Origin of the sequence: Natrialba aegyptia DSM 13077, from assembly GCF_000337535.1 — an archaeon.
Lineage (GTDB): Archaea > Halobacteriota > Halobacteria > Halobacteriales > Natrialbaceae > Natrialba > Natrialba aegyptia.
In genome coordinates this window covers 15,797-34,342 of sequence record NZ_AOIP01000054.1, presented here as the reverse complement: position 1 = coordinate 34,342, position 18,546 = coordinate 15,797, and the positions used below count along the sequence as shown (strand labels likewise).

The following is an 18,546-nucleotide window of genomic DNA, read 5'->3' as shown; positions in this document are numbered from 1 at the left end:
ACTGACTCGGTGGTCAGGACGCGATCGGTGCTATCGTCGACGAGTTCTATATCCGAGTGCTCGAAGACGAGCGAGTCGCGTACTACTTCGAGGACATCGACATGCAGAGAGTGCGGATCCACCAGGCGCAGTTCATCAGCTCCGTAACAGGAGGACCAGTCGGGTACTCAGGTGGGGAGATGGAGACGGCCCACGAGGGGATGGGTATCACGTCGACTGAGTTTGATGCGATTGCGGCCCACCTCAACGACGCGCTGGTGTTGTTCGACGTCGACGACGAGGGCCGACAGGCCGTTCTCGAGGAAATCGAGAGCTACCGCCCGAATATCGTCACCGCGTCGGAGCTTTCCGAGCGCTGCGACAGTCCTCTCTCGACGATGTACCGAAAGCACGAGCTGCTCAAGGATGCGGCTTGCCCGAAGAGCGGCTCGGATCCGCTAGTCGGGTAGACACTCCAGCGAGTACGCCCAGTGCGTCAACGGCGTCTGCGTCGCGGTCGACGGCGACAACGGGATCACGCTAGAGCTCTCCTAACGGATCAAGGTTCGAAACGGCAAGACAGATACGGGGCTTGTCCTAACGTCGACCGATGGCAACTGCCGACGCGAAAGAGCGACTCCGAGAGCGGCCGGTAGGCGTAACGATCCTGTTGACGATCGTCGGCTACGGACTCGTCATCGGAACTTTCGTCGCGGACGTTCCGATCTATCCCGATCTGACGAACGCGCAGGTCAACCTGTTCACCCACGCGATCGCGGTAATCAACTCCGTGACGACCGCACTGCTCGTCGCCGGCTGGTACTGGATCCGAGCGGATGAGGTCGACAAACACCGCGCGGCGATGACGGGCGCATTCATCACGATCATCCTGTTTCTGGTTGTCTACCTGATCCGGGTCGGCGGCGGCGGGACGAAGGAGTTTGTCGCCGTCTCCCCGGTATACGAGCTCTACCTCGCGATGCTCGCGATCCACATCGTGCTCTCGATCGTTGCTGTCCCGGTCGTGTTGTACGCGCTGATCCTCGGGCTCACCCATACGCCCGCCGAGCTACGAGAGACTGCCCACGCACGCGTCGGCCGCATCGCCGCGGGGAGCTGGATCCTGAGCCTCGTGCTGGGTGTGGTCACCTACTTCATGCTCAACCACATCTACGACTACGAGTTCGCGATGCTCGTTCCCCCGCTCTGAGCAGCTCCGCGGCAGGTTCGGGCGTAGTTACTCACGGGACCGACCGCAGACGGCCCAATTGAGGCTCATGTGACCGCCCGAGGACCATCACGGGCTGTTCTACGTAGGCGTCGGCTTCCTGTTAGAGCAGTTGTGGATCGTGATCCAGTGGCCGGTGCTCGCCGTGCCACGAGCCGTGCGAGCGCAAACCTGGTATCGAGAGTTCCGTGAAATCGCCCTGATGTGTGTCGTCTACAACATCAAGCGTGCCATCAAACAGTGAAATCCACCGCCTTACAGCGATTCAACAGAGCCGATGAAATTGATTACACCGAGCTATCAGAGTTCTTTGATCGAAAAGGAGCAGTTGAATTGATCTCTCTCCTTGATGCTGAGGGGTATCGGTTTGACGAGATTGACGATTTATTGGATGTGAGTCGTGGCTATCTCAACGATCGGAGAGACGAAGCGGTCCACCTTGGACTGATTGTACCAGACCAGGCGTATCGGGATGATACGCTTCGTCGCGTGTGGACCCTGACTGCATTGGGCCATTACATTAGGCAGCGAATGCGCCATCTTGGACTCACAGAGAGTCACGAACGGTTGGTGAATGCAAGACGGGAATACACTGATCGCAAAGAGGAGTTCCTCCAGTGGGTTGATGATCCAGACGAAATACAAAAGTATACAGAAATGACGTGGGAAGAGCAGCGACCACATCCATCGGAATTACCTGAAGAAATGAAGCAAGTCTTCCGTCAAATTGACGAAGATCGATTCTAATCACTCCAATGATAGTAGTTGGGTTCTGTGTATGCGATGTGGAACTCGTCAGTTCGATACCGCTGCTGGCCGAGCGTCATGAACCTGTCCGTGTGCTGCGTCACTCGGTGTTTGGGATGCTATTGGGAAGTCTGAATGAACCTACCCTATTCGTTCACAGATCGTAGACAGCAATTTCCGTGGACCCACACTCAGAACACGACTCTGAATCCTCGTCGACAGTAGCCCCACATCGACGGCATTCGTGCAGCAAATTCGGCTGATCTGGGAATGGAAGAACACGTTTCAAATGATGTGCGATACTGGGCATCGAGAATCGGAAAGTCACTCGGGAGCGACGACTTCTTGACAGGCAGGACATTCGGCGAATACTCCACTACCAGCATCAGTCTCATACTCAATGAGAAGCCGGGATGATGGAATAGTGGCTCCACAGCGTGGACAGTCTCCGAGCGTGGGGTATTGGCCACTCATCATCGATCACTAAAGGGGACCGGAGCGTGTGACAAACTCCGGTGGGAGGATTTTCACCCCGCTATCTGATAGAGGGGAGAGGATGTGTTTATAGGTAATGTAACCAGAGTGAAAGTGATACTCCGCATATCGGGAAAATATCGGAATATTCACGTATGGACTGATGGGACGATTCAACCAATCGGAACAGTACTGGCTGTGATTGTGTCAAAACCCATCCCTGGAATGCCAACGTACTCATCACCCGAACAAGCCCAGATCCGTGAGTCTTGTTTCAACGGCGTTTGTTGCATGAGTCACTGCATCGGTAGTCTTCGCACCAGTGATAATGGCTTTCCCACTGCCAAAGAGCAACGCAACCGCCGATGGGTCGTCAAGTCGGTACACCAATCCGGGGAATTGCTCCGGTTCGTACTCGACGTCCTCGAGGCCAAGTCCGATGGCGATCGCATTGAGGTTGAATTGGCTACCGAAGTCGACGCTTGCAACGATAATTTGAACTTCGATGGTGGGTGACTCAGAAATGTCAATTCCAAGGTCACGTAAGACCTCGAAGACAGTACTAAGAGATTCTCGTACTGCCGGTTCGCTACTTGCCCCAGTACAGACAATCTTTCCCGATCGAAAAATGAGTGCAGCAGCTTTCGGTTCCTGTGTCCGATACACGAGTCCGGGAAAATGCTCGGGATTGTAGTCGGCCTCAGGAAGATCATCACCGACTTGTTCGAGATTGAGTTCTTGATCGATACCCGTCGACGCAACAACGTTTTCGATTTTAATTGTCTCCGTTGGCTCAGTCATATAGCAGACATATCTATGTTGAACGGATATCAAACCAACACTTTCTGCTCACCAAAGAGACAGCTGGTTCCGATCATTCGAGTCGGTCCTGCTGATCACGAAGAAACCTGCGGACCCGTTTGATGTCGTCTTCTGGGATGGTTTTCTGTTGGAATTCACCTTTGAAGGCATCGATGAACCCTTCATCAGCCATTTGCTCGAGAATGCCTTCGAGTTGGGTGGAGAGCACTCTTGGGTTCCCCCGATGGAGATGGGTTTCGACGCGGTCAAAGTCCGCATCTGTTGCAGCCGCGATCACGTCGCGAATGTCCGTTAATCGACCGCTATGGAGCTTGATTGCCAGCAACAACTCTTGTTCTGGGATCTGAGCATCAACTGTAAGCGTCCGCCCGACAGTCGCTGGCTGTGAATGTTGTGTGAGGTATCGATACGACCATTCTGCGTCTGTCTGTCGGCACCGAAGTGCGTTCACCAACAACTCGATGCTCACTGGGTTACCAACGTCTTTCGAAAACTGAATAAATCGGCCTTCGTAGAGCGCACTCGTATCGTACTCGTTAGTCTGCTCGTACCCGTGTTCAGCAAGGAAGGATTCGTACTCTTCCAATGCCATCTCGGGGATGACGAGATCTACATCGGTTGAGAACCGTTGGTTGAATGCAGTGACAGCCCATCCACCGACGAGAACGTATGGGTGACCAGCATCGATAATTGCTTGAAGCGTCGATAAGAGCTCGTTCTCACGTTCGGGGAGACTCATTGCGATGGAATGTAGCTGGGCCGGTCAACGTCGATGTCGACCTCATATTCGTCTGCGATCATCTGTAATGCTGGCTCGAAATTCCAGCGATACTCCTGCATGTACTCGACTGCCTCGGTTAATGTGATCACTGGGTTGCCATCTACCCACTCTTGATCGAACTGTTCGGTCGTCGGGTACAAGCTGTAGTAGATCTCTCCTGAGGCGTCGTTGATAACACTGTCATCGCGCTCGCCAACAGTGCTCGGAATCCCATATCGCTCGAAGAACGATATCCATTGTTCAACGTCCGTATCATGAACGCGCATAAATACAGGATAGGCGTCGGAACCGCGTGCAATCTGGTACCCACCATGAGTCCACACATAGACAGCGTCGATTTTGGTATATGTGAACGGCATTTGCGAAAAGTGTGGCAACACGTACGCCTCTGCGGTAGTTGGCGGAGACTGCCGACTGATTGCTTCCATGGTATGAGCGTACCCTTCACGGACAGCGGGTGCGGTCACATGAACGCCGTCGTTTCGCTCGACGACACCGATCTCTTCCAAGCGTTCGATCCAGGTGTACACCCACGAGTAGGTCCCGTCGATCTTGTGAGCGATTTGGCGGATGGAGTCACCGTCGCTCGTGGCTAACACGATTTTCGCCGCGATATCGTCAACGTGCTCCATCATTGTGTGGGTATCTGTATAGTGATAATCAAACGTAAAGCTTCGGATCTTCGCTATCACCGGTTGTGATTATAGATGAGATATTCAAGAAGATAACTAGCGAAGTGGTCAGTGTAGGGAAACTACGTAACACTCAAGGATGCTAAAACCTAAACATCGAAACTAACCAAGCAATATGCCTGAATGTTCCAACTGTGGAAGTCACGTTACCTCAACCTTCGTCCGTGTCTTTGCCGTTGATGAGAATAACGTCCACGGATGTCCCACCTGCATGACCTACGCCGAGATCTCAGACGGCGAGTCAGCAGAAGAGACGTGACAATTCTTATTACAGGCTCCTCTGACCAGGAGTAGTCCCCCCAAGAAACTATCCAATGAAACCTAAATTCGTTCTTCCAGCTCACGGCCTTGAACACGGTCACATTCCAGCCCCTGCTGGACATGCACCACGATTGGCGGTGACATTTACTCGAGCGGGGCTCTGTGTCCACGAAGAAGGAAATCCAGACACATATCTACTGGCGAAAGATCCAGTCGAGATCCAGCGCTGATCGCGGAAGATTGTCGCTGAAGCCGATTATAAACGGGCAGCTTTATTCTTGTGAGAGGGAAATTCAACCTCATGTATGATCTAACAGCCTTCCAACGCGACTTGCTGTACGTCATTGCTGGCCATGAAGAGCCTCATGGCTTGGCGATAAAAGATGAACTCCAAAACTACTACGAAGCAGAAATCAACCACGGACGACTCTACCCCAATCTCGATACGCTCGTCGAGAAAGGGCTGGTTGAGAAGGGAACACTCGACAAACGGACGAACTCATACACGATCACCGATCGGGGATCTCGAGAACTCGAGGCCCGCCGTGAGTGGGAGAGCCAGTATGTCGAAAACGGATAGGTAGATCTGATTAGCTCACTCACATATCAGTAGATAGTAGCGCGGTTTCTTTATTCAGTTATAGGGGTGAAACTCAAGTCATTTTTAATCACACATCGTACTATGAAACAATCCAACGAGTACAGTTCTAAATTCAGAGAGTTCAATAGCAGTATATGAGGGTGTCATAGAACGGTTACCACACCAAAGAGCAGGGTGAACGCTGAGGTGGAATGAGTTCAGCGACCCTGCAAGATGATCCTTCGGTGGAGACGTTTTTCAATGTCGCGGAGACCGAGACGTTAGCGTTGTTTGAGCATCTCTCCTTTGGATTTCTTGAAGAGTTCGACGTGTTCGCCCCGGCGGAGACGGGGCGAACACGAGAGCACGAGCCACCAGAGATGATGCGTGGCTTCCTCCACTGCTACTATCACGACATCTACGGCATTCGTCCTGTTGAACGAGAGCTTCGGAACACGGTTGTTTGGCTGAGCTGTGGCTTCGATCGACCGCCGTCGAGAGACGCGGTCGATCGATTCCTTACCGATCTTGAACACGTCGTCGACGACATCTTCGACCACCTCGTCGAGCAGGCCGGCCGCCGCGGCCTGCTCGACTTGACCTACTGCATCGATTCAACCGACGTGAGGGCGATGCCCGCCGACCAAGATGCGTCGAAATGCTACGATCCAACCGACGAAGAGTACTACTACGGCTACGGCTGTACGATCGTTTCGACCGGACAAAAGATCCCAATTGCAGCCGAGTTCACCGAGAGCAAACAAGCGCCAGAAGAGACGGCGATGCGCGTCACACGTGACGCGCTCGCCGTCGCCAAGCCGATCTGGATGGTCGGTGATAGTGCCTACGACACGCTTGACTGGCACGACCACCTGCTGGCTGCAGGGGTCGTGCCAGTCGCACCGTACAATGCACGAAATACCGACGACCCGAAAGACATCGAGTACAGGGTCGAAGACCGCACCACGAAACATAGCGAGGGCGTTCAGCTGAAGCAATCAACGCTAGACGAAACGTACAATCGCCGCACTGGAGTGGAACGAACCAACGAATCAGTGAAGGACTGCGGCCTCTGGGCGAACGCACGCCTGAGGCCGCGTCCACGCACGAGCGCAGGTCTTCCTCGCTCTGTGTCTTCGTCTCGTCGTCGTTATCACCAACTACGAGCGCGGAGACAATCCGGGAAGCACGATCATCACGGTGTGAGAAGAGTTCTATGACACCCTCACAGGAAATCAACCATGGCCGGCTCTATCCAAACCTCGACGATCTCGTCGACAAAGGACTCCTCAAGAAGGGTGAACGCGATAAACGAACGAATATGTATACGGTCACCCAGCGTGGACGACGCGAAATCGAGGCGCGGCGTGAGTGGGAGAGCCAATATATTGAGGACATCAAAGTATCCCCTACGTCGTAGAACCGAGTCAGTAGCTCCCGGTATAAAAGCAGGACTGCTTTACCTACTCCCCACGAGTTCGCATTACGATGGCTCGGCTCGTCTTCTATCATCACCCCCAGGCCGAAAATTTCTCGCTCAAGTTTAGCTCGTCATCAGTTGCAGAGCTCCGATCTCAGCAAGAGCGATCCAACGAGTCGACGAAGCTGATCGGATACCCCTTTGATACACCGGTCTATGTGCTCTACGAAGGCGATTCAGAGATCGAATCAGCCCAAGATGTTGACTTCGATCAGGAATGGCTGAGCGACCGTATTCGTGACCTCCCCCGTGCTGGGCAAGTTGTCGCCTTCCGGTTAGTGGAATTGCTTGAAGCTGCTGTCGATGTTCGAGATGAGGATGAGTTTCGGCTCTACAAGGAGTTCGAACCGCAAAAAATCCAGCAGGCACTCGATCACGTGTCCTGGGGAGCCCCACTTCCGAACGTCGCTGGAGAAGTGATGTCGAATTTGATTCTCCGACATTCTCTGCCGAATGCGAATCACCGAACTGGCATCGCGATGCTGCAGTTCTGTATTGAGAGTGTGGACCCGGACTTTGAGATGCCACGAACACACGTCGACGACGATACCTGGCGGGAGTGGGTCGACCCCTACATCGTCGACTCCAAGCGGCTCATCACGATCCGCCGGAACAACCTTCGTTTCAAGCAACTCGAAGACTTGGACGTCGACCTCGTCGAACGGAAAGACGGGATCCAAATCCGATTAGTCGAATTCGAGCTGGATATGCATTGGCGAGAAGCCCTGTCGAAGTACGCTGAGCAGCATGAATCCCACTGTACGGACTTCGCGCAGGCAGTTCTCGAACGAGCAGATCAGGACGATCTGCTCGACCGTCAAGGACCCACGAAACAAGAGTTCATCACGTATCTGGAGAACGGACTCGTCGAACGGGACTTCAGAGAGATGTTCTAATCAGTCGCGAAGCTCGGCGACCGACTGTCCGACCTCGCGAACGTGTTCACTTCGCTCGAGGTCAAGTTCCTCGGCGAGGTAGTCAACCGTCTCTTCGAGGCTCATATTGGAAGGAAGCCGGCCGAGCGGTATAAACCTAGTGTTGAATGCTTCAGCACAGGCTGATTGTTGTCAATCCAGCTTCTACCGAATCGACATCTTCGAGAACTTCAGTAGCGACATCAACCAACTCGCCAGCTTCAATATGCGAATACTGTTCCCGTCCATCTCCTCTGAATTGTCGAGATATCGGGCAGCCACAGTGTACCCAAATGCCCTGACGAGGACCTCTCCCATCCCCCGCCGACAGCCGTGTGGTGAGAGGTAGTCGGCTCTGTTGAAACCCTTCTACACTGACATCCGGAGAGGCGTTCTTCTGACCGTTCACAAGCAAAGCGGCCGGAACTCGCGTCTATATGCAATCGCAAGACGGTAAGAGGGTTTCAACAAGGTCAGGTAGTCGTGTTTCGGATAGTCGATGTCGATCTCGGCAGCCTCTGAGAGTCGCTGGGGAATCGACCGTGCACTGTCCGTCGTGATCGACGGCGGCCGAATGTCCTCATCGGAGGCTCACTCACGAGACGCACCCCTGCGGTCATCCGCGTCGCTGAGAACGCGATTGAATTATGCGTCGATCTTCGACTGATGTACTGTCTCTAGATGGTTACGCCCCTCAATCTCCGTCTGCTGGGGCCTCAGTGGTGACCTTGTTGAGGTCAACTCGAGAGTCCGTGAGAGTCGTCTCACGCCACGTCCCGCGTCGATACCATGCGAAGGCGATGATTGCCCCCGCGACGTTCGAGATGGCGAACGACAGCCAGATGCCGGGTTCTCCGAGCGGTCCGGCAGCGACCCACGCAATCGGGAAGCGGATGACACCGAGCATCAGCACGGAGATGACTGCGGCAGTGAGCGTCTTTCCAGCACCCCGGAAGCTGCCCGTGTAGGCTCGCATGATTCCGATAAACCCGAAGGTTAGCGCGACGTACCGGATGAACTGAGTGGTGATCTCGACGACCTCTGGGTTCGTCGTGAACAGATCGGCGATCGGTGCTGCAGTCACCCAGACGAGGATGCCCGCGGCAGTGAGCACGCCAAAGAGCACCTTCGCTGCGAGCCCTGCCGCTTGTTCCGCTCGGTCCGGTTTGTTGGCCCCCATGTTCTGGCCGGTCATCGTCTCCACTCCGCGGGCGACGGCGATGGCCGGCAGGAAGATAACCGAGAACACGCGCGTTCCGATTCCGTAGGCAGCGATCACTGTGTCCGGGAAGAGCGCAACGATGACCAACAGCAGGTTCATCGAGAGCGCCCGGCCCGTGCCCTCGATCGATGCCGGCAGGCCAATGCGAACGAGCCGCCGGAGGTACGAGAGATCCGGTACCATATCCCGGAGGTGAATCTGGACCCCCCGGTTCCCGCGGAACATGATCGCCAGCCCGACGACCAGGGCAAGTCCACGCGAGAACACGGTCGCGATGGCAGCGCCCTGGATTCCGAGTTCGGGGAAGGCGAGCGTCCCGACAAGCGGCGCGTTCTCGACGACCGTCCATCCGAAGATGAGGAACGGATCGATGATGATGTTGATCACGACCGATCCGAACATGACGAGCATCGGCGTGATCGTGTCACCGTATCCACGCATGAGCGCAACGAACACGAAGAAGCCGAACATGAACAACAGGCCCAGCGAGATGACCTCCATGTAGCTGGTCGCCATCGGCAGGACGTCCTGCGACGCGCCCAATAGGCTGAGGAACGTCTCGACACCGAAGTAGCCCACGACGCCGAGGACGACCGACACGATGACGGCAAACGTGACCGTCTGCGAGGCGGCGTACTCGGCTTCACGTTCCTCGTCTGCACCGGTAAATTGGGCGACGAGGACGCTGCCGGCGACAGATATACCCATCCCAAGCGAGATGAGTAGGAAGACCATCGGGAACGCGAAGCTGATCGCCGCCAAGGCGTCCGTGCTGTATTGGCCGAGCCAGAACGTGTCTGCGAGGTTGTACGCCGTCTGGAAGAGATTTGTGACGACGATTGGCATCGAGAGGAAGAATAGTGGCTTCCCGATGCTGCCCGACGTCAGGTCAAACTCCTCGGGCCCTTTGAACAGGGAGCGCATCCGACTACGAACTCCCATTAGTGGGTCGTCTCCGATAGCTCGTCTACGAGAAGCTGGCTCTCAGCGTACCGAATAATCGTCTTGTAGAGATGCTCGGATGAACGATCCACGGCTACACGCCGCGTATGGGCACCTGTGATGATTGTCACAAGTGACTCGGCAGCGACGGCCGGCTCAACCGTTGCGTTGAACTCGCCTATCTCTACGCCAACGACGATGATATCCCGCACCCGTTCGAAGAGCACCGAATCGAAGTTAGCGAGTCGCGTCTGGATGGCGTCGTTGTATGGCGCTTGCGCTGTCACTTCGAGCAGTGCGGTTCGGAACTCCTGGCCGGGCGCGGCTTCCTCGTCAATGAGGACCGTCTCGAGGAGTGTAAAGAGTTGCTCACGCGGGGCACCACCGTCGACTGAGGGAAGCTGCGCGGTGTATCGTTCGTACAGGAAGTCGAGAAACTCGATGAAGAGATTCTCTTTGCTGTCGTAGTAGTAGTGAATGGATGCTTTGCTCCGGTCTGCCTCGGTAGCGATGTCTTCGAGAGTGAGGTCAGCGTACCCGTGCTGGCAGAGAGCTTGATACGTTGCCTCTAGAATTTCAGTAGCTGTATCATCGTCCATTTCGGTGACTACCGTAACTTACTAACTAGTTAGTCAAAAAGCCATCGGTAGCACCGGTGAACTGCTGAATAAGGTCTATTGAGGTATTAAACGGCTATAAACAAACTAACTAACTAGTAGCTCTATGAAAACTCGTCGCGCGGGTCACAACCGTTATCCACCCATAGGTAAAATCAATCTCTAATGGCAGACCCACCGGAACGGACTTTTTCGGAAACTGACCAGGCGATCATGGAGGCAACCTACCGGGCCCTTCGAGAACACGGGTACGCTGACCTCACGATCAAACGGATTGCGAACGAATACGGAAAATCCACAGCTGCAGTGCACTACTACTACGATACGAAGGACGAACTTCTTGCAGCCTTCCTCGATTATCTGTTGGAACAGTTCGTCGATTCGATACACGGCGTCGAGACGACTGACCCGGAGGAACGCCTGGAATTGCTGCTCGACGAACTTCTCGTCAAACCCCAAGAGAACCCCGATCTCTCGATCGCGTTGTTGGAAATGCGGAGTCAGGCCCCATACAAAGAGGCGTTCAGTGAACGCTTCCAACAGAACGACGAGTACATTCGGTATATGCTCAAAGCAGTCGTCAACCACGGTATCGACGAAGGTGTCTTCAACGATGTCGACGCCAACCACATTACTCGCTCACTGATGACCATCGTCGATGGGGGCCGAACTCGTGCAGTGGTGCTGGATAATCTCGAAGAACTCGAAACGGCACGGCGGACGGCAAGTGAGTACGTCGATGCGATGTTACGGTGACGTCACAGAAACTAGTAAGAACGGACTCTTGCAGACGAATCTGACGCAATCTCAGTCACGGGATTCTCGAAGCGTCCGTTCGAACTGTCCGCTGATTCGAAACCAATGTACTCCCCCAAAATCACAACAGTTAACGAAAAAATCCGCTAATCAGCAGATGTGACAGCTACTACAGGAGACGACAGTCCTCCCCGTACGGTCGGGTTCCGCGATCTCCTCTTGTTGAGTGTCGACGGCATGATGGGCTCGTCGATATTCTTCTTTCCCGCGTTCACCGGCCAATGGATCGGTCCTGCAGCGATTCTCGCGTGGCTGGTCGCAGGTCTCGGGATGATTAGTATCGCGCTTTGCTACACGGAGCTCGCAACGGCCTTTCCCCAGTCGGGCGGCCCAGCTGTCTTTCCCGCGAAGACCCTCGGGCCAAACGCGGCAGTTCGTCGATTCGCCGCGTACTTGGAGGGGACGTCCTACGCGCTGGGATGGGCGTTTGGAGTCGCCGTCTCGGCGTGGTACGTGGCGAACTATCTCGGAGCGATTCCGGAACTCGCGGGCATCCGGAGCTACACGGTCGCATTCGGACTGCTCGCGATTCTCGCGAGCCTTGCCATCACGCTCGCCGGCATCGATGTCACCAAACGGACGAATCTCTTCCTAACGGCGTTCATCCTCGCCGTCCTCACCGTCGTCGCCGGCGTCGGCCTGGCGAACGGCGACCCGTCGACCGCCACCCCGTTCATCACGGGACGCGAGACACAGTTCTTCGCCGCTGTCGGCATCGCTATCACGGGCTACGGCGCATGGACGGTCGTCCCGGCCGCCGCAGGCGAGGTGAAGAACCCGAACTGGACGATCCCGCGCGCCATCGTCGGCAGCCTCCTCCTGACGACGGCCTTCTACACCGTCATCGTCCTCGCGCTCCACCTCACAGTCGCTCCGAGCGCCTTTCAGCGCGACAATCTCGTGATGGTCGCGCCCCTCTCCGCCGTCGTCGTCGACGCTGGCCTCCCGTTGTTCGCGAACTATCTGCTCCCAGTCGCCGCACTCGTCGCCATCTTCACCACAATGCTCGTCGGGATGACCAGCGCCTCACGCGTCCTCGCAGCCCTCGCCGAGCGCAACCTCTTCCCGAGTGCATTCGCTGCCACCAGCGACCAGACGAACGCTCCGTACGTCGCACTCTGTGCCGTCGCCGTCGCTGCCGCCGCCGTCGTCGTCGGCAAACAGGTCATCGGGGGCATCGTCCTTGCAGCACTCGTCGGAACGGTGCTCCCGTACGCCATCAACATCGCATCATTCGTTGGCCTGCGCGTCTACCGAGGTGATATCTCGGCGCCATTCCGTGCCCCCGGCGGCCTCGTCACTGCCGCCATCGCGGTCGGATTTCTCGCTCTCCTCGCCGTGGGCCTCTCCGTCGATTACCCTATCGCGGCGCTCCTCGCCGTCTCCGCGCTGCTTGCAGGCTACGTACTCCAATACACGCTCGGTGACGGGCCGACCGTTGAGCACACGACGTGAACCGTAGTCGCTTCAGAGGCTCTTGTCGGCGTATGTGACGTGTCCTCCCGCTGCCGACGCACCCCTCGAAAACCAGTGAAGTAGCGCTGCAGATCACCGTCGGAAACACCATAAGCCACCTCCAACCTACGTCGAATGCGCGTAACGCCAGAAGATCTGGAGCATGTATAATCCCCTTGAGCATCAGGTCCAAGAACGTTAACTATAGGAAATGAGGTTAAATTGAGAGTAAATCAGTGATATGGCCCTTGAGAGTGGCGAAATATTTCTCCACAGTATTCTTCGAAAACCGATAGCAAGCGACTATTCGTGATAGTCGATAGTCTCCTGTAGTCATACCAGGATAACCGAGTTATTCTAGTGTTAGGGAATCGGTATATGTGCGCTCCACGTATCTCAACGTGCAATGGCAGGACCACTACTTGACGACCAAACGGTAGTCATCACCGGCGGTGCGAGTGGGAATGGACGCTCAATCGCAACAGCGTTTGCCGAGGAGGGCGCGAACGTCGTCGTCGCCGACATCCAGTCGGACCCTCGCGAGGGTGGAACGCCAACCCACGAACTCGTCCAGGAGGAGTACGGCGTTGATGCCGTGTACGTCGAGACCGACGTGACGAGCCTCGATGACCTCGAAGCGGCCGTCGACGCGGCGGACGACCTGGGCGGGATCGATGTGATGGTGAATAACGCAGGAATCTTCCGCGAGGAGACGTTCACCGACGTCGAAGAAGACGCCTTCGACCAGATGATGGACATCAACGTCAAGGGCGTCTTCTTCGCCTCACAGTACGCCGCGAAGAAGATGGTCGAGAACGGTGGCGGTAGCATCATCAATATGTCGAGTGCGGCTGGTCTCGAAGGTAATGCCGGCTTCGTCACGTACTCCACGACGAAAGGCGCGGTTCGCCTGATGACGTACGCGCTTGCCGACGAACTCGGACCTCAGAACATCCGCGTGAACGCGATCCACCCCGGAACAATCGAGACGGCGATGCTCAAAGACGACGTTCCGATCGTCGGGACAGAAGCTGAAGAGGGATACCGCCAGACGATCCCGCTGCGCCGGCTCGGCCAGCCCGAGGACGTCGCGAACGCTGCACTCTATCTCGCCAGTGACCTCGCCTCCTACGTTAACGGTGAGAGTCTCGTCGTCGATGGTGGGATGATCAATACTGGGTAGTCCGCTCGCTACTATCTCGGATTGATATAGTCTCCCGGAGATCTAACCTCCAGCTCACCCTGCTGTACTGAGTACGGTAAGCGACGTTCGAAATTCCAACACGTCGGTGACGATTATTGCTTTAAGGGGAACGGAAAATGCGATTAATCACCTTTGACAGATTGTGAACGCGGAAAATTTGGTAGTCTCTGGGTGATAGACGAAACCGTTTTGGACGGGAACAACAGGTGCATTTGAGCCGTGGTCAAGGGACCAGAGTCGCTCTCCTCCTGACACTGAGCACCCGACGAGGCCGCTTTCACACTGAACAACTACAACATCACCGGCGATAACCGGCTGGCTATTCGGGTCTGGATTACACCCAAGCGACCATTGACGTTCTCCTGTGGCTATATCACAGCCATAGAGTGTCGCTTCGTCCGAGATAACAACGGTGCCGTGGCCAACAGCAGGTGGGGAGATTCGTCGTTCGTCAAGCGATTGTGACCAACGTCGCTCTCCGGAGTCAACATCAAACGCCGCGAGATCGTATGAAGGGTAGCTCACTAACAGTAGGTCTCCCATGCGAACCATCACTGATTGGATACGTGGACCTTCGATCTTCCACCGTGTACTTCCATTTTCTCGGGAGAGAGCGTAGATCCCCCGCTCCGCAGACGACCAGACAGGGACGTAGACACTGGTTTCATCTACTGTGACTGGGGCGGATACAGATCCTCCCTCCTGTTCATCTCCAAACGATCGCTCCCAGAGGATTTCGCCATCGGCCTCCCTCAACGCAAAGACCGTCCCTTCCGGATCTCCACCGTAGATAGTAGACTGACTGATCGTTGGTGGTGCGGGGAATGACCCGTCCAGTTCGTATGTCCACTGTTCTTCCCCCCGATGATCGTAGACACGATAGCTGCCCTGACGGTCGTCGGTTCGACATGTTGCAACGATCGAATCCTTGCTCAGGACGGGCCGGGCAGTCACCGGAGTGGATATTTCGACGGTCTCCAACAGTTCGCCATCAGCGAGCGACCGCAGGCGCAAGAATCCGCTCTCCGTCTGGTGTCGCCCTCCAATAATGATTCGATCGTCCAGGACGGCGAAACCGGCGGGATCAAACGCGGGATTATATGTTCTCTCCCAGTGGGTGTCTCCTTCTGTAACGCCGGTGATCGAGGTGTCTGCGCCGGTGTGTTGCGGGTCGTTACCGATTTGGGTCCAGTCACCGGTCTCCGGCTGACGAGTCTGACAGGTGGTCGAAAGACATCCAGCACAAACCACCACAAGTCCACTCCCGATTCCAGTAAGAGCGACACGACGAGAGAAAGACGGCATCGTTCAGTCAGAGGCTACGAGCGATCCGAACACCTCTTCGGCATCGGCCGGCACGTCGAAGTCGTGATAGTGTTCACCCATCTCCTTGGAGAGAATGTTGAGCGCGGCGGCGGCGCCATCGCCCGCAGAGATGACTGCCTGCCACTCCTCTGCCCGCACCATCGCACCCGTCGCATAGACGTTGTCGACTGACGTCTCCATCGTCACGTCCACGTCAACGACATCTTCGTCAGTGAACGTACAGCCGAGGTCGTCGGCGAGTTCTCGATTCGCGCCCGTCGCGAGCACGACGTAGTCCGCGGTGTACTCCTCGTCTGCCGTCTCGACGACAAACCCCTCGTCGTCGGTGGTAACTGCAGACACCTCGGTCTCTTGGTGCCGATTGACGCCGAAATCGTCGACCTGTTCGCGAAGCGTAGCTATGTAGTTCGACCCGTCGATCGAACCGATGCCAGGGTAGTTGAACAGGTGGGCCTTGTGCATCCACGTGTCGTCGGTGTCGAAGACGGCTGTTTCGAGCCCGTTCTTCGCAGTGAACAATGCAGTGCTGAGTCCAGCGGGACCGCCCCCGATGATAAGTACATCCGCCATACAAACTAATTCGTTAGTTAGTGCGAAAAGCCTTCTCATCCCATCCGGGCTCATACTGGCTAACGCCAATACCGGCAGAATGCAACCATCCATCTCTATCCTGGTTTCTAGGAATCACTCTCATGGATGAACAGTGGCTAACCAAACCGTTAACTCTCGCAGTCTCCGAGTCCGTACATGGATCTCTCTGTCGTCGATCTGTCCCCCGTTCCCGACGACGGCACCGCTCGTGATGCGTATGCGAACACCGTCGAGGCTGCCCAGCAGGCCGAACGGCTTGGCTATTCTCGATTCTGGGTAGCCGAACACCACGGTATGGCGAACTCTATCGCCGGGACGACGCCCGAAGTGCTGCTCGGGCACCTCGCCGCCGAAACGGAATCGATTCGGCTGGGGTCGGGAGCGGTGCTGCTCAACCACTACAGCCCGTTCAAGGTCGCCGAACAGTTTGGCGTGCTGGACGCGCTCGCTCCGGGCCGTATCGATGCGGGCCTCGGACGCGCGAACGGGTCACCTGCCGCCGACCGCGCCCTCGGAACGGACCGGCGCGTACAGAACCCCGATAAGGACCACTCAGAGAAGATCGAAGCCGTCGTCAACCATCTTTACGACGACTATCCCGACGAACACCCATACAGTGACCTGCAGATCCCACGTTCCGAGGCGGGAACTCCGGATCCATGGGTGCTCGGGTCCAGTCCCTCGAGCGCGGCGATCGCTGCTAAACTCGGGCTCCCGTTCTGCTTCGCAGCGTTCATCCGACCACAGCTCGCCACTCAATCATTCGAGGCGTACCGCCAACAGTTCCAGCCGTCTGCACTGGCGGGTGGCGTCGACGAACCAGCGGGGATGATTGCGGTGAATGCGGTCTGTGCCGAGACTGACGACGAGGCAGCACGGCTCCGGGCCGTCGCCGAGGCGTCGTACAAGCGGATGCAACGCGGCGTCGTCGGAACGAGACCCTCCATCGATGAAGCCATCGACGAACTCGGTCGCGTTCCCGAACCGACCCCCGCAACACTCGATACTGGTGAATGGCCACGAGCGATTTCCGGCAGTCCGGAGACGCTCGCGTCGCTTCTCGAACAACTTGCAGACCGTGTCGGCGTCGATGAAATGATGATTCAGCACATCCATGCAACCCACGACGACGCACTCCGGTCGCACGAACTGATAGCCGAGGGCATCGGACTCACGTAGAACTGAGATATCTCTCAGGACAAAGGTAGAGGTATTATGATTTCCAGATCAATCCACCGTAAAGTTCACACCTTTACCGGACCATCCGAGAGCACGGAAATTTGGGGCGGGTATTCGACGCCGAGACGAAGCGGTCAGTCTTCTTTCTCAAAGTATTGATAAGCCGGTTCAAGGGAATCAGACCGCTGCTTGGTGCCACCGTGCCAACCGAACAACAGTTCGCGCATATTTAGTTCTCGGATGGTAGGGAAGCGGCGCTGCTCGGTCTGTGCGTAGTTCACTAAGGTAAATAGTAACACGCCGCCGATCGTGTTTCCGAGAAGAATCGGAAGCCAGAATTCGGACACGACAGTACCCGATGCTGATCCAGTGACGAACAGAAAGAAGAGCACTTCACACGCTGCAGTAATGACGTGATAGAGTTCGGCAGCAGCGATCAGATAGAAGATGAAATAGATAATAATGAAACGAGAGATCGTATCGCGCGCCGCATGGTTGAGCCAGACGACGCCAGCGACTAGCCACCCCGCGAAAATCGACCGATTAAAGACCGCCCACCAGTCCTTCTCAAGTCCTTCACTGGTAAATGCGAGACCAGCCTGAACTGCGTCAGGCGAGAGCACCTGTCCGTTTGCAAGGACGTATGCCCCGAGCGCGGCACCGACCACGTTGCCGAGTAGCACGATACTCCAGACGCGGAGCAACATCGGGAAACTGGCGATACGAGAAAGGACCAGCGCGACAGGCGGCAGCGTGTTCTCAGTGTACAGTTGATAGCCGCCTATAATTATGTAGATGAAGCCAACCGGGTACAGAATCGCACTCAGAAGGGAGTTCTCAGGGAATGCTGCCACACCGACTGCATGGCCGAGGAACGTCAGGACGATGGCAAATCCGGCCGTCAATCCGCTGAAAAATAGCTGTTGTTTGCGGGTGTCGATCTCTTCTTCAGCACTTGCGAGCACGCGAACGAAGATTTCCTCCGTTGAGAAGCGGTCGCCGATCGCCCACCCAACTGCAGGTGCTCCCGATGGGGCGTGATCCATTGATTCACGGAACTCGGACTCCGAATCTTCCTGTTCAGGGTCACTCACAATTACTCACTCTCGTTGGTTAGAAGGACTACTGAGAGCATAAAAGGGAGTCAAGGACGACGGTATCGAGACTGTTTTGTGGGAAACAGCACGGCACTCGGGCCGACAAGGCCATCACAAACAATGATGGCGTCCGTCACCG

At 56.0% G+C, this 18,546-nt stretch carries 18 protein-coding genes and 5 pseudogenes; 13 read left to right on the top strand and 10 right to left on the bottom strand.

Translation table 11 applies throughout. The annotated features are described in order from the left end of the window. Positions 1 to 23: 23 nt before the first annotated feature. From C480_RS19135 to C480_RS19125, 4 genes and pseudogenes are all read left to right on the top strand, one after another. Positions 24 to 344, top strand: a pseudogene (locus tag C480_RS19135) (group I truncated hemoglobin); the annotation flags it as partial. A gap of 245 nt (positions 345 to 589) precedes the next feature. After that, entirely contained in the window at positions 590 to 1,189 is a 600-nt protein-coding gene (locus tag C480_RS19130) for a DUF420 domain-containing protein (RefSeq protein WP_006667299.1), read from the top strand. A 172-nt stretch (positions 1,190 to 1,361) separates the two neighbouring features. Further along, a pseudogene (locus tag C480_RS24015) lies at positions 1,362 to 1,451 on the top strand (IS5/IS1182 family transposase); the annotation flags it as partial. Continuing rightward, positions 1,448 to 1,954, top strand: coding sequence for a hypothetical protein (locus C480_RS19125; RefSeq protein ID WP_049904024.1), 507 nt, complete (start codon positions 1,448 to 1,450; stop codon positions 1,952 to 1,954). The pseudogene C480_RS24015 and the gene C480_RS19125, both read left to right, overlap by 4 nt. Before the next feature lie 324 nt (positions 1,955 to 2,278). Here C480_RS19125 and C480_RS24965 read toward each other — a convergent pair whose 3' ends face one another. The 4 genes from C480_RS24965 to C480_RS19110 form a co-directional block, all read right to left on the bottom strand. Next, the gene (locus tag C480_RS24965) at positions 2,279 to 2,428 is read right to left on the bottom strand and encodes a DUF7837 family putative zinc-binding protein (RefSeq protein WP_449289169.1); all 150 of its coding nucleotides are present in this window, start codon (positions 2,426 to 2,428) and stop codon (positions 2,279 to 2,281) included. A 240-nt stretch (positions 2,429 to 2,668) separates the two neighbouring features. Beyond that, positions 2,669 to 3,229, bottom strand: coding sequence for a TATA-box-binding protein (locus C480_RS19120; protein ID WP_006667296.1), 561 nt, complete (start codon positions 3,227 to 3,229; stop codon positions 2,669 to 2,671). A 73-nt stretch (positions 3,230 to 3,302) separates the two neighbouring features. Continuing rightward, a complete protein-coding gene (locus C480_RS19115; RefSeq protein ID WP_006667295.1) occupies positions 3,303 to 3,989 on the bottom strand; it encodes a hypothetical protein in 687 nt (228 codons plus the stop codon). Continuing rightward, positions 3,986 to 4,666 carry a helix-turn-helix domain-containing protein gene (locus tag C480_RS19110; RefSeq protein ID WP_006667294.1) on the bottom strand — a complete coding sequence of 227 codons (681 nt, stop codon included), beginning with the start codon at positions 4,664 to 4,666 and terminating at the stop codon, positions 3,986 to 3,988. Before C480_RS19110 ends, C480_RS19115 begins: the two co-directional genes overlap by 4 nt. Before the next feature lie 172 nt (positions 4,667 to 4,838). Here C480_RS19110 and C480_RS24960 point away from each other — a divergent pair, with 172 nt between their 5' ends. The 5 genes and pseudogenes from C480_RS24960 (at position 4,839) to C480_RS19090 (ending at position 7,940) form a co-directional block, all read left to right on the top strand. Next, positions 4,839 to 4,982, top strand: coding sequence for a DUF7563 family protein (locus tag C480_RS24960; protein ID WP_420883934.1), 144 nt, complete (start codon positions 4,839 to 4,841; stop codon positions 4,980 to 4,982). A gap of 303 nt (positions 4,983 to 5,285) precedes the next feature. After that, the gene (locus C480_RS19105; RefSeq protein ID WP_049904021.1) at positions 5,286 to 5,564 is read left to right on the top strand and encodes a PadR family transcriptional regulator; all 279 of its coding nucleotides are present in this window, start codon (positions 5,286 to 5,288) and stop codon (positions 5,562 to 5,564) included. A 212-nt stretch (positions 5,565 to 5,776) separates the two neighbouring features. Further along, positions 5,777 to 6,770: pseudogene (locus C480_RS19100) on the top strand (transposase). A 22-nt stretch (positions 6,771 to 6,792) separates the two neighbouring features. After that, a pseudogene (locus tag C480_RS19095) lies at positions 6,793 to 6,984 on the top strand (helix-turn-helix transcriptional regulator); the annotation flags it as partial. A 68-nt stretch (positions 6,985 to 7,052) separates the two neighbouring features. Next, positions 7,053 to 7,940: a hypothetical protein gene (locus C480_RS19090; protein WP_006667290.1), complete on the top strand. Its 888-nt coding sequence runs from the start codon at positions 7,053 to 7,055 to the stop codon at positions 7,938 to 7,940. A 151-nt stretch (positions 7,941 to 8,091) separates the two neighbouring features. Here C480_RS19090 and C480_RS24335 read toward each other — a convergent pair. The 3 genes and pseudogenes from C480_RS24335 to C480_RS19080 form a co-directional block, all read right to left on the bottom strand. Further along, positions 8,092 to 8,309 (bottom strand): annotated as a pseudogene (locus tag C480_RS24335) (site-specific integrase); the annotation flags it as partial. 343 nt (positions 8,310 to 8,652) lie between these two features. Beyond that, positions 8,653 to 10,122, bottom strand: a complete 1,470-nt coding sequence (locus tag C480_RS19085; protein ID WP_049904018.1) for an MATE family efflux transporter — start codon at positions 10,120 to 10,122, stop codon at positions 8,653 to 8,655. Then, on the bottom strand, positions 10,122 to 10,721 hold the full coding sequence (locus C480_RS19080) for a TetR/AcrR family transcriptional regulator (protein ID WP_006667287.1): 600 nt from the start codon (positions 10,719 to 10,721) through the stop codon (positions 10,122 to 10,124). The genes C480_RS19085 and C480_RS19080 overlap by 1 nt, the downstream gene beginning before the upstream one ends. A gap of 183 nt (positions 10,722 to 10,904) precedes the next feature. Between C480_RS19080 and C480_RS19075 the strand changes: the two genes are divergently transcribed. The 3 genes from C480_RS19075 to C480_RS19065 all read left to right on the top strand — a co-directional run bounded on the left by C480_RS19075 (position 10,905) and on the right by C480_RS19065 (position 14,193). Further along, a complete protein-coding gene (locus tag C480_RS19075) occupies positions 10,905 to 11,495 on the top strand; it encodes a TetR/AcrR family transcriptional regulator (RefSeq protein ID WP_006667286.1) in 591 nt (196 codons plus the stop codon). Positions 11,496 to 11,654: 159 nt separating this feature from the next. Further along, the gene (locus C480_RS19070) at positions 11,655 to 13,010 is read left to right on the top strand and encodes an APC family permease (protein ID WP_049904016.1); all 1,356 of its coding nucleotides are present in this window, start codon (positions 11,655 to 11,657) and stop codon (positions 13,008 to 13,010) included. 406 nt (positions 13,011 to 13,416) lie between these two features. Beyond that, the gene (locus tag C480_RS19065; RefSeq protein ID WP_006667284.1) at positions 13,417 to 14,193 is read left to right on the top strand and encodes an SDR family oxidoreductase; all 777 of its coding nucleotides are present in this window, start codon (positions 13,417 to 13,419) and stop codon (positions 14,191 to 14,193) included. 147 nt (positions 14,194 to 14,340) lie between these two features. Here the strand turns inward: C480_RS19065 and C480_RS22505 are convergent, their stop codons facing one another. Further along, the gene (locus tag C480_RS22505; RefSeq protein ID WP_083873419.1) at positions 14,341 to 15,519 is read right to left on the bottom strand and encodes an outer membrane protein assembly factor BamB family protein; all 1,179 of its coding nucleotides are present in this window, start codon (positions 15,517 to 15,519) and stop codon (positions 14,341 to 14,343) included. Between the two features lie 3 nt (positions 15,520 to 15,522). Continuing rightward, positions 15,523 to 16,110, bottom strand: a complete 588-nt coding sequence (locus C480_RS19060; RefSeq protein WP_006667282.1) for an NAD(P)/FAD-dependent oxidoreductase — start codon at positions 16,108 to 16,110, stop codon at positions 15,523 to 15,525. Positions 16,111 to 16,287: 177 nt separating this feature from the next. Here C480_RS19060 and C480_RS19055 point away from each other — a divergent pair, with 177 nt between their 5' ends. Then, a complete protein-coding gene (locus C480_RS19055) occupies positions 16,288 to 17,310 on the top strand; it encodes an LLM class flavin-dependent oxidoreductase (protein ID WP_006667281.1) in 1,023 nt (340 codons plus the stop codon). A gap of 134 nt (positions 17,311 to 17,444) precedes the next feature. On the opposite strand, the gene C480_RS19050 is transcribed toward C480_RS19055, so the two are convergent. Beyond that, positions 17,445 to 18,356 carry a formate/nitrite transporter family protein gene (locus C480_RS19050; RefSeq protein WP_006667280.1) on the bottom strand — a complete coding sequence of 304 codons (912 nt, stop codon included), beginning with the start codon at positions 18,354 to 18,356 and terminating at the stop codon, positions 17,445 to 17,447. Between the last annotated feature and the right edge of the window lie 190 nt (positions 18,357 to 18,546).

What these genes read in the sequence shown, in the direction of transcription:
- C480_RS19130 (WP_006667299.1), top strand. Translation starts at nt 590, where the DNA reads ATGGCAACTGCCGACGCGAAAGAGCGACTCCGAGAGCGGCCGGTAGGC.
- C480_RS24965 (WP_449289169.1), bottom strand. Translation starts at nt 2,428, where the DNA reads ATGAGTGGCCAATACCCCACGCTCGGAGACTGTCCACGCTGTGGAGCC.
- C480_RS19120 (WP_006667296.1), bottom strand. Translation starts at nt 3,229, where the DNA reads ATGACTGAGCCAACGGAGACAATTAAAATCGAAAACGTTGTTGCGTCG.
- C480_RS19115 (WP_006667295.1), bottom strand. Translation starts at nt 3,989, where the DNA reads ATGAGTCTCCCCGAACGTGAGAACGAGCTCTTATCGACGCTTCAAGCA.
- C480_RS19110 (WP_006667294.1), bottom strand. Translation starts at nt 4,666, where the DNA reads ATGATGGAGCACGTTGACGATATCGCGGCGAAAATCGTGTTAGCCACG.
- C480_RS24960 (WP_420883934.1), top strand. Translation starts at nt 4,839, where the DNA reads ATGCCTGAATGTTCCAACTGTGGAAGTCACGTTACCTCAACCTTCGTC.
- C480_RS19105 (WP_049904021.1), top strand. Translation starts at nt 5,286, where the DNA reads ATGTATGATCTAACAGCCTTCCAACGCGACTTGCTGTACGTCATTGCT.
- C480_RS19090 (WP_006667290.1), top strand. Translation starts at nt 7,053, where the DNA reads ATGGCTCGGCTCGTCTTCTATCATCACCCCCAGGCCGAAAATTTCTCG.
- C480_RS19085 (WP_049904018.1), bottom strand. Translation starts at nt 10,122, where the DNA reads ATGGGAGTTCGTAGTCGGATGCGCTCCCTGTTCAAAGGGCCCGAGGAG.
- C480_RS19080 (WP_006667287.1), bottom strand. Translation starts at nt 10,721, where the DNA reads ATGGACGATGATACAGCTACTGAAATTCTAGAGGCAACGTATCAAGCT.
- C480_RS19075 (WP_006667286.1), top strand. Translation starts at nt 10,905, where the DNA reads ATGGCAGACCCACCGGAACGGACTTTTTCGGAAACTGACCAGGCGATC.
- C480_RS19065 (WP_006667284.1), top strand. Translation starts at nt 13,417, where the DNA reads ATGGCAGGACCACTACTTGACGACCAAACGGTAGTCATCACCGGCGGT.
- C480_RS22505 (WP_083873419.1), bottom strand. Translation starts at nt 15,519, where the DNA reads ATGCCGTCTTTCTCTCGTCGTGTCGCTCTTACTGGAATCGGGAGTGGA.
- C480_RS19060 (WP_006667282.1), bottom strand. Translation starts at nt 16,110, where the DNA reads ATGGCGGATGTACTTATCATCGGGGGCGGTCCCGCTGGACTCAGCACT.
- C480_RS19055 (WP_006667281.1), top strand. Translation starts at nt 16,288, where the DNA reads ATGGATCTCTCTGTCGTCGATCTGTCCCCCGTTCCCGACGACGGCACC.
- C480_RS19050 (WP_006667280.1), bottom strand. Translation starts at nt 18,356, where the DNA reads ATGGATCACGCCCCATCGGGAGCACCTGCAGTTGGGTGGGCGATCGGC.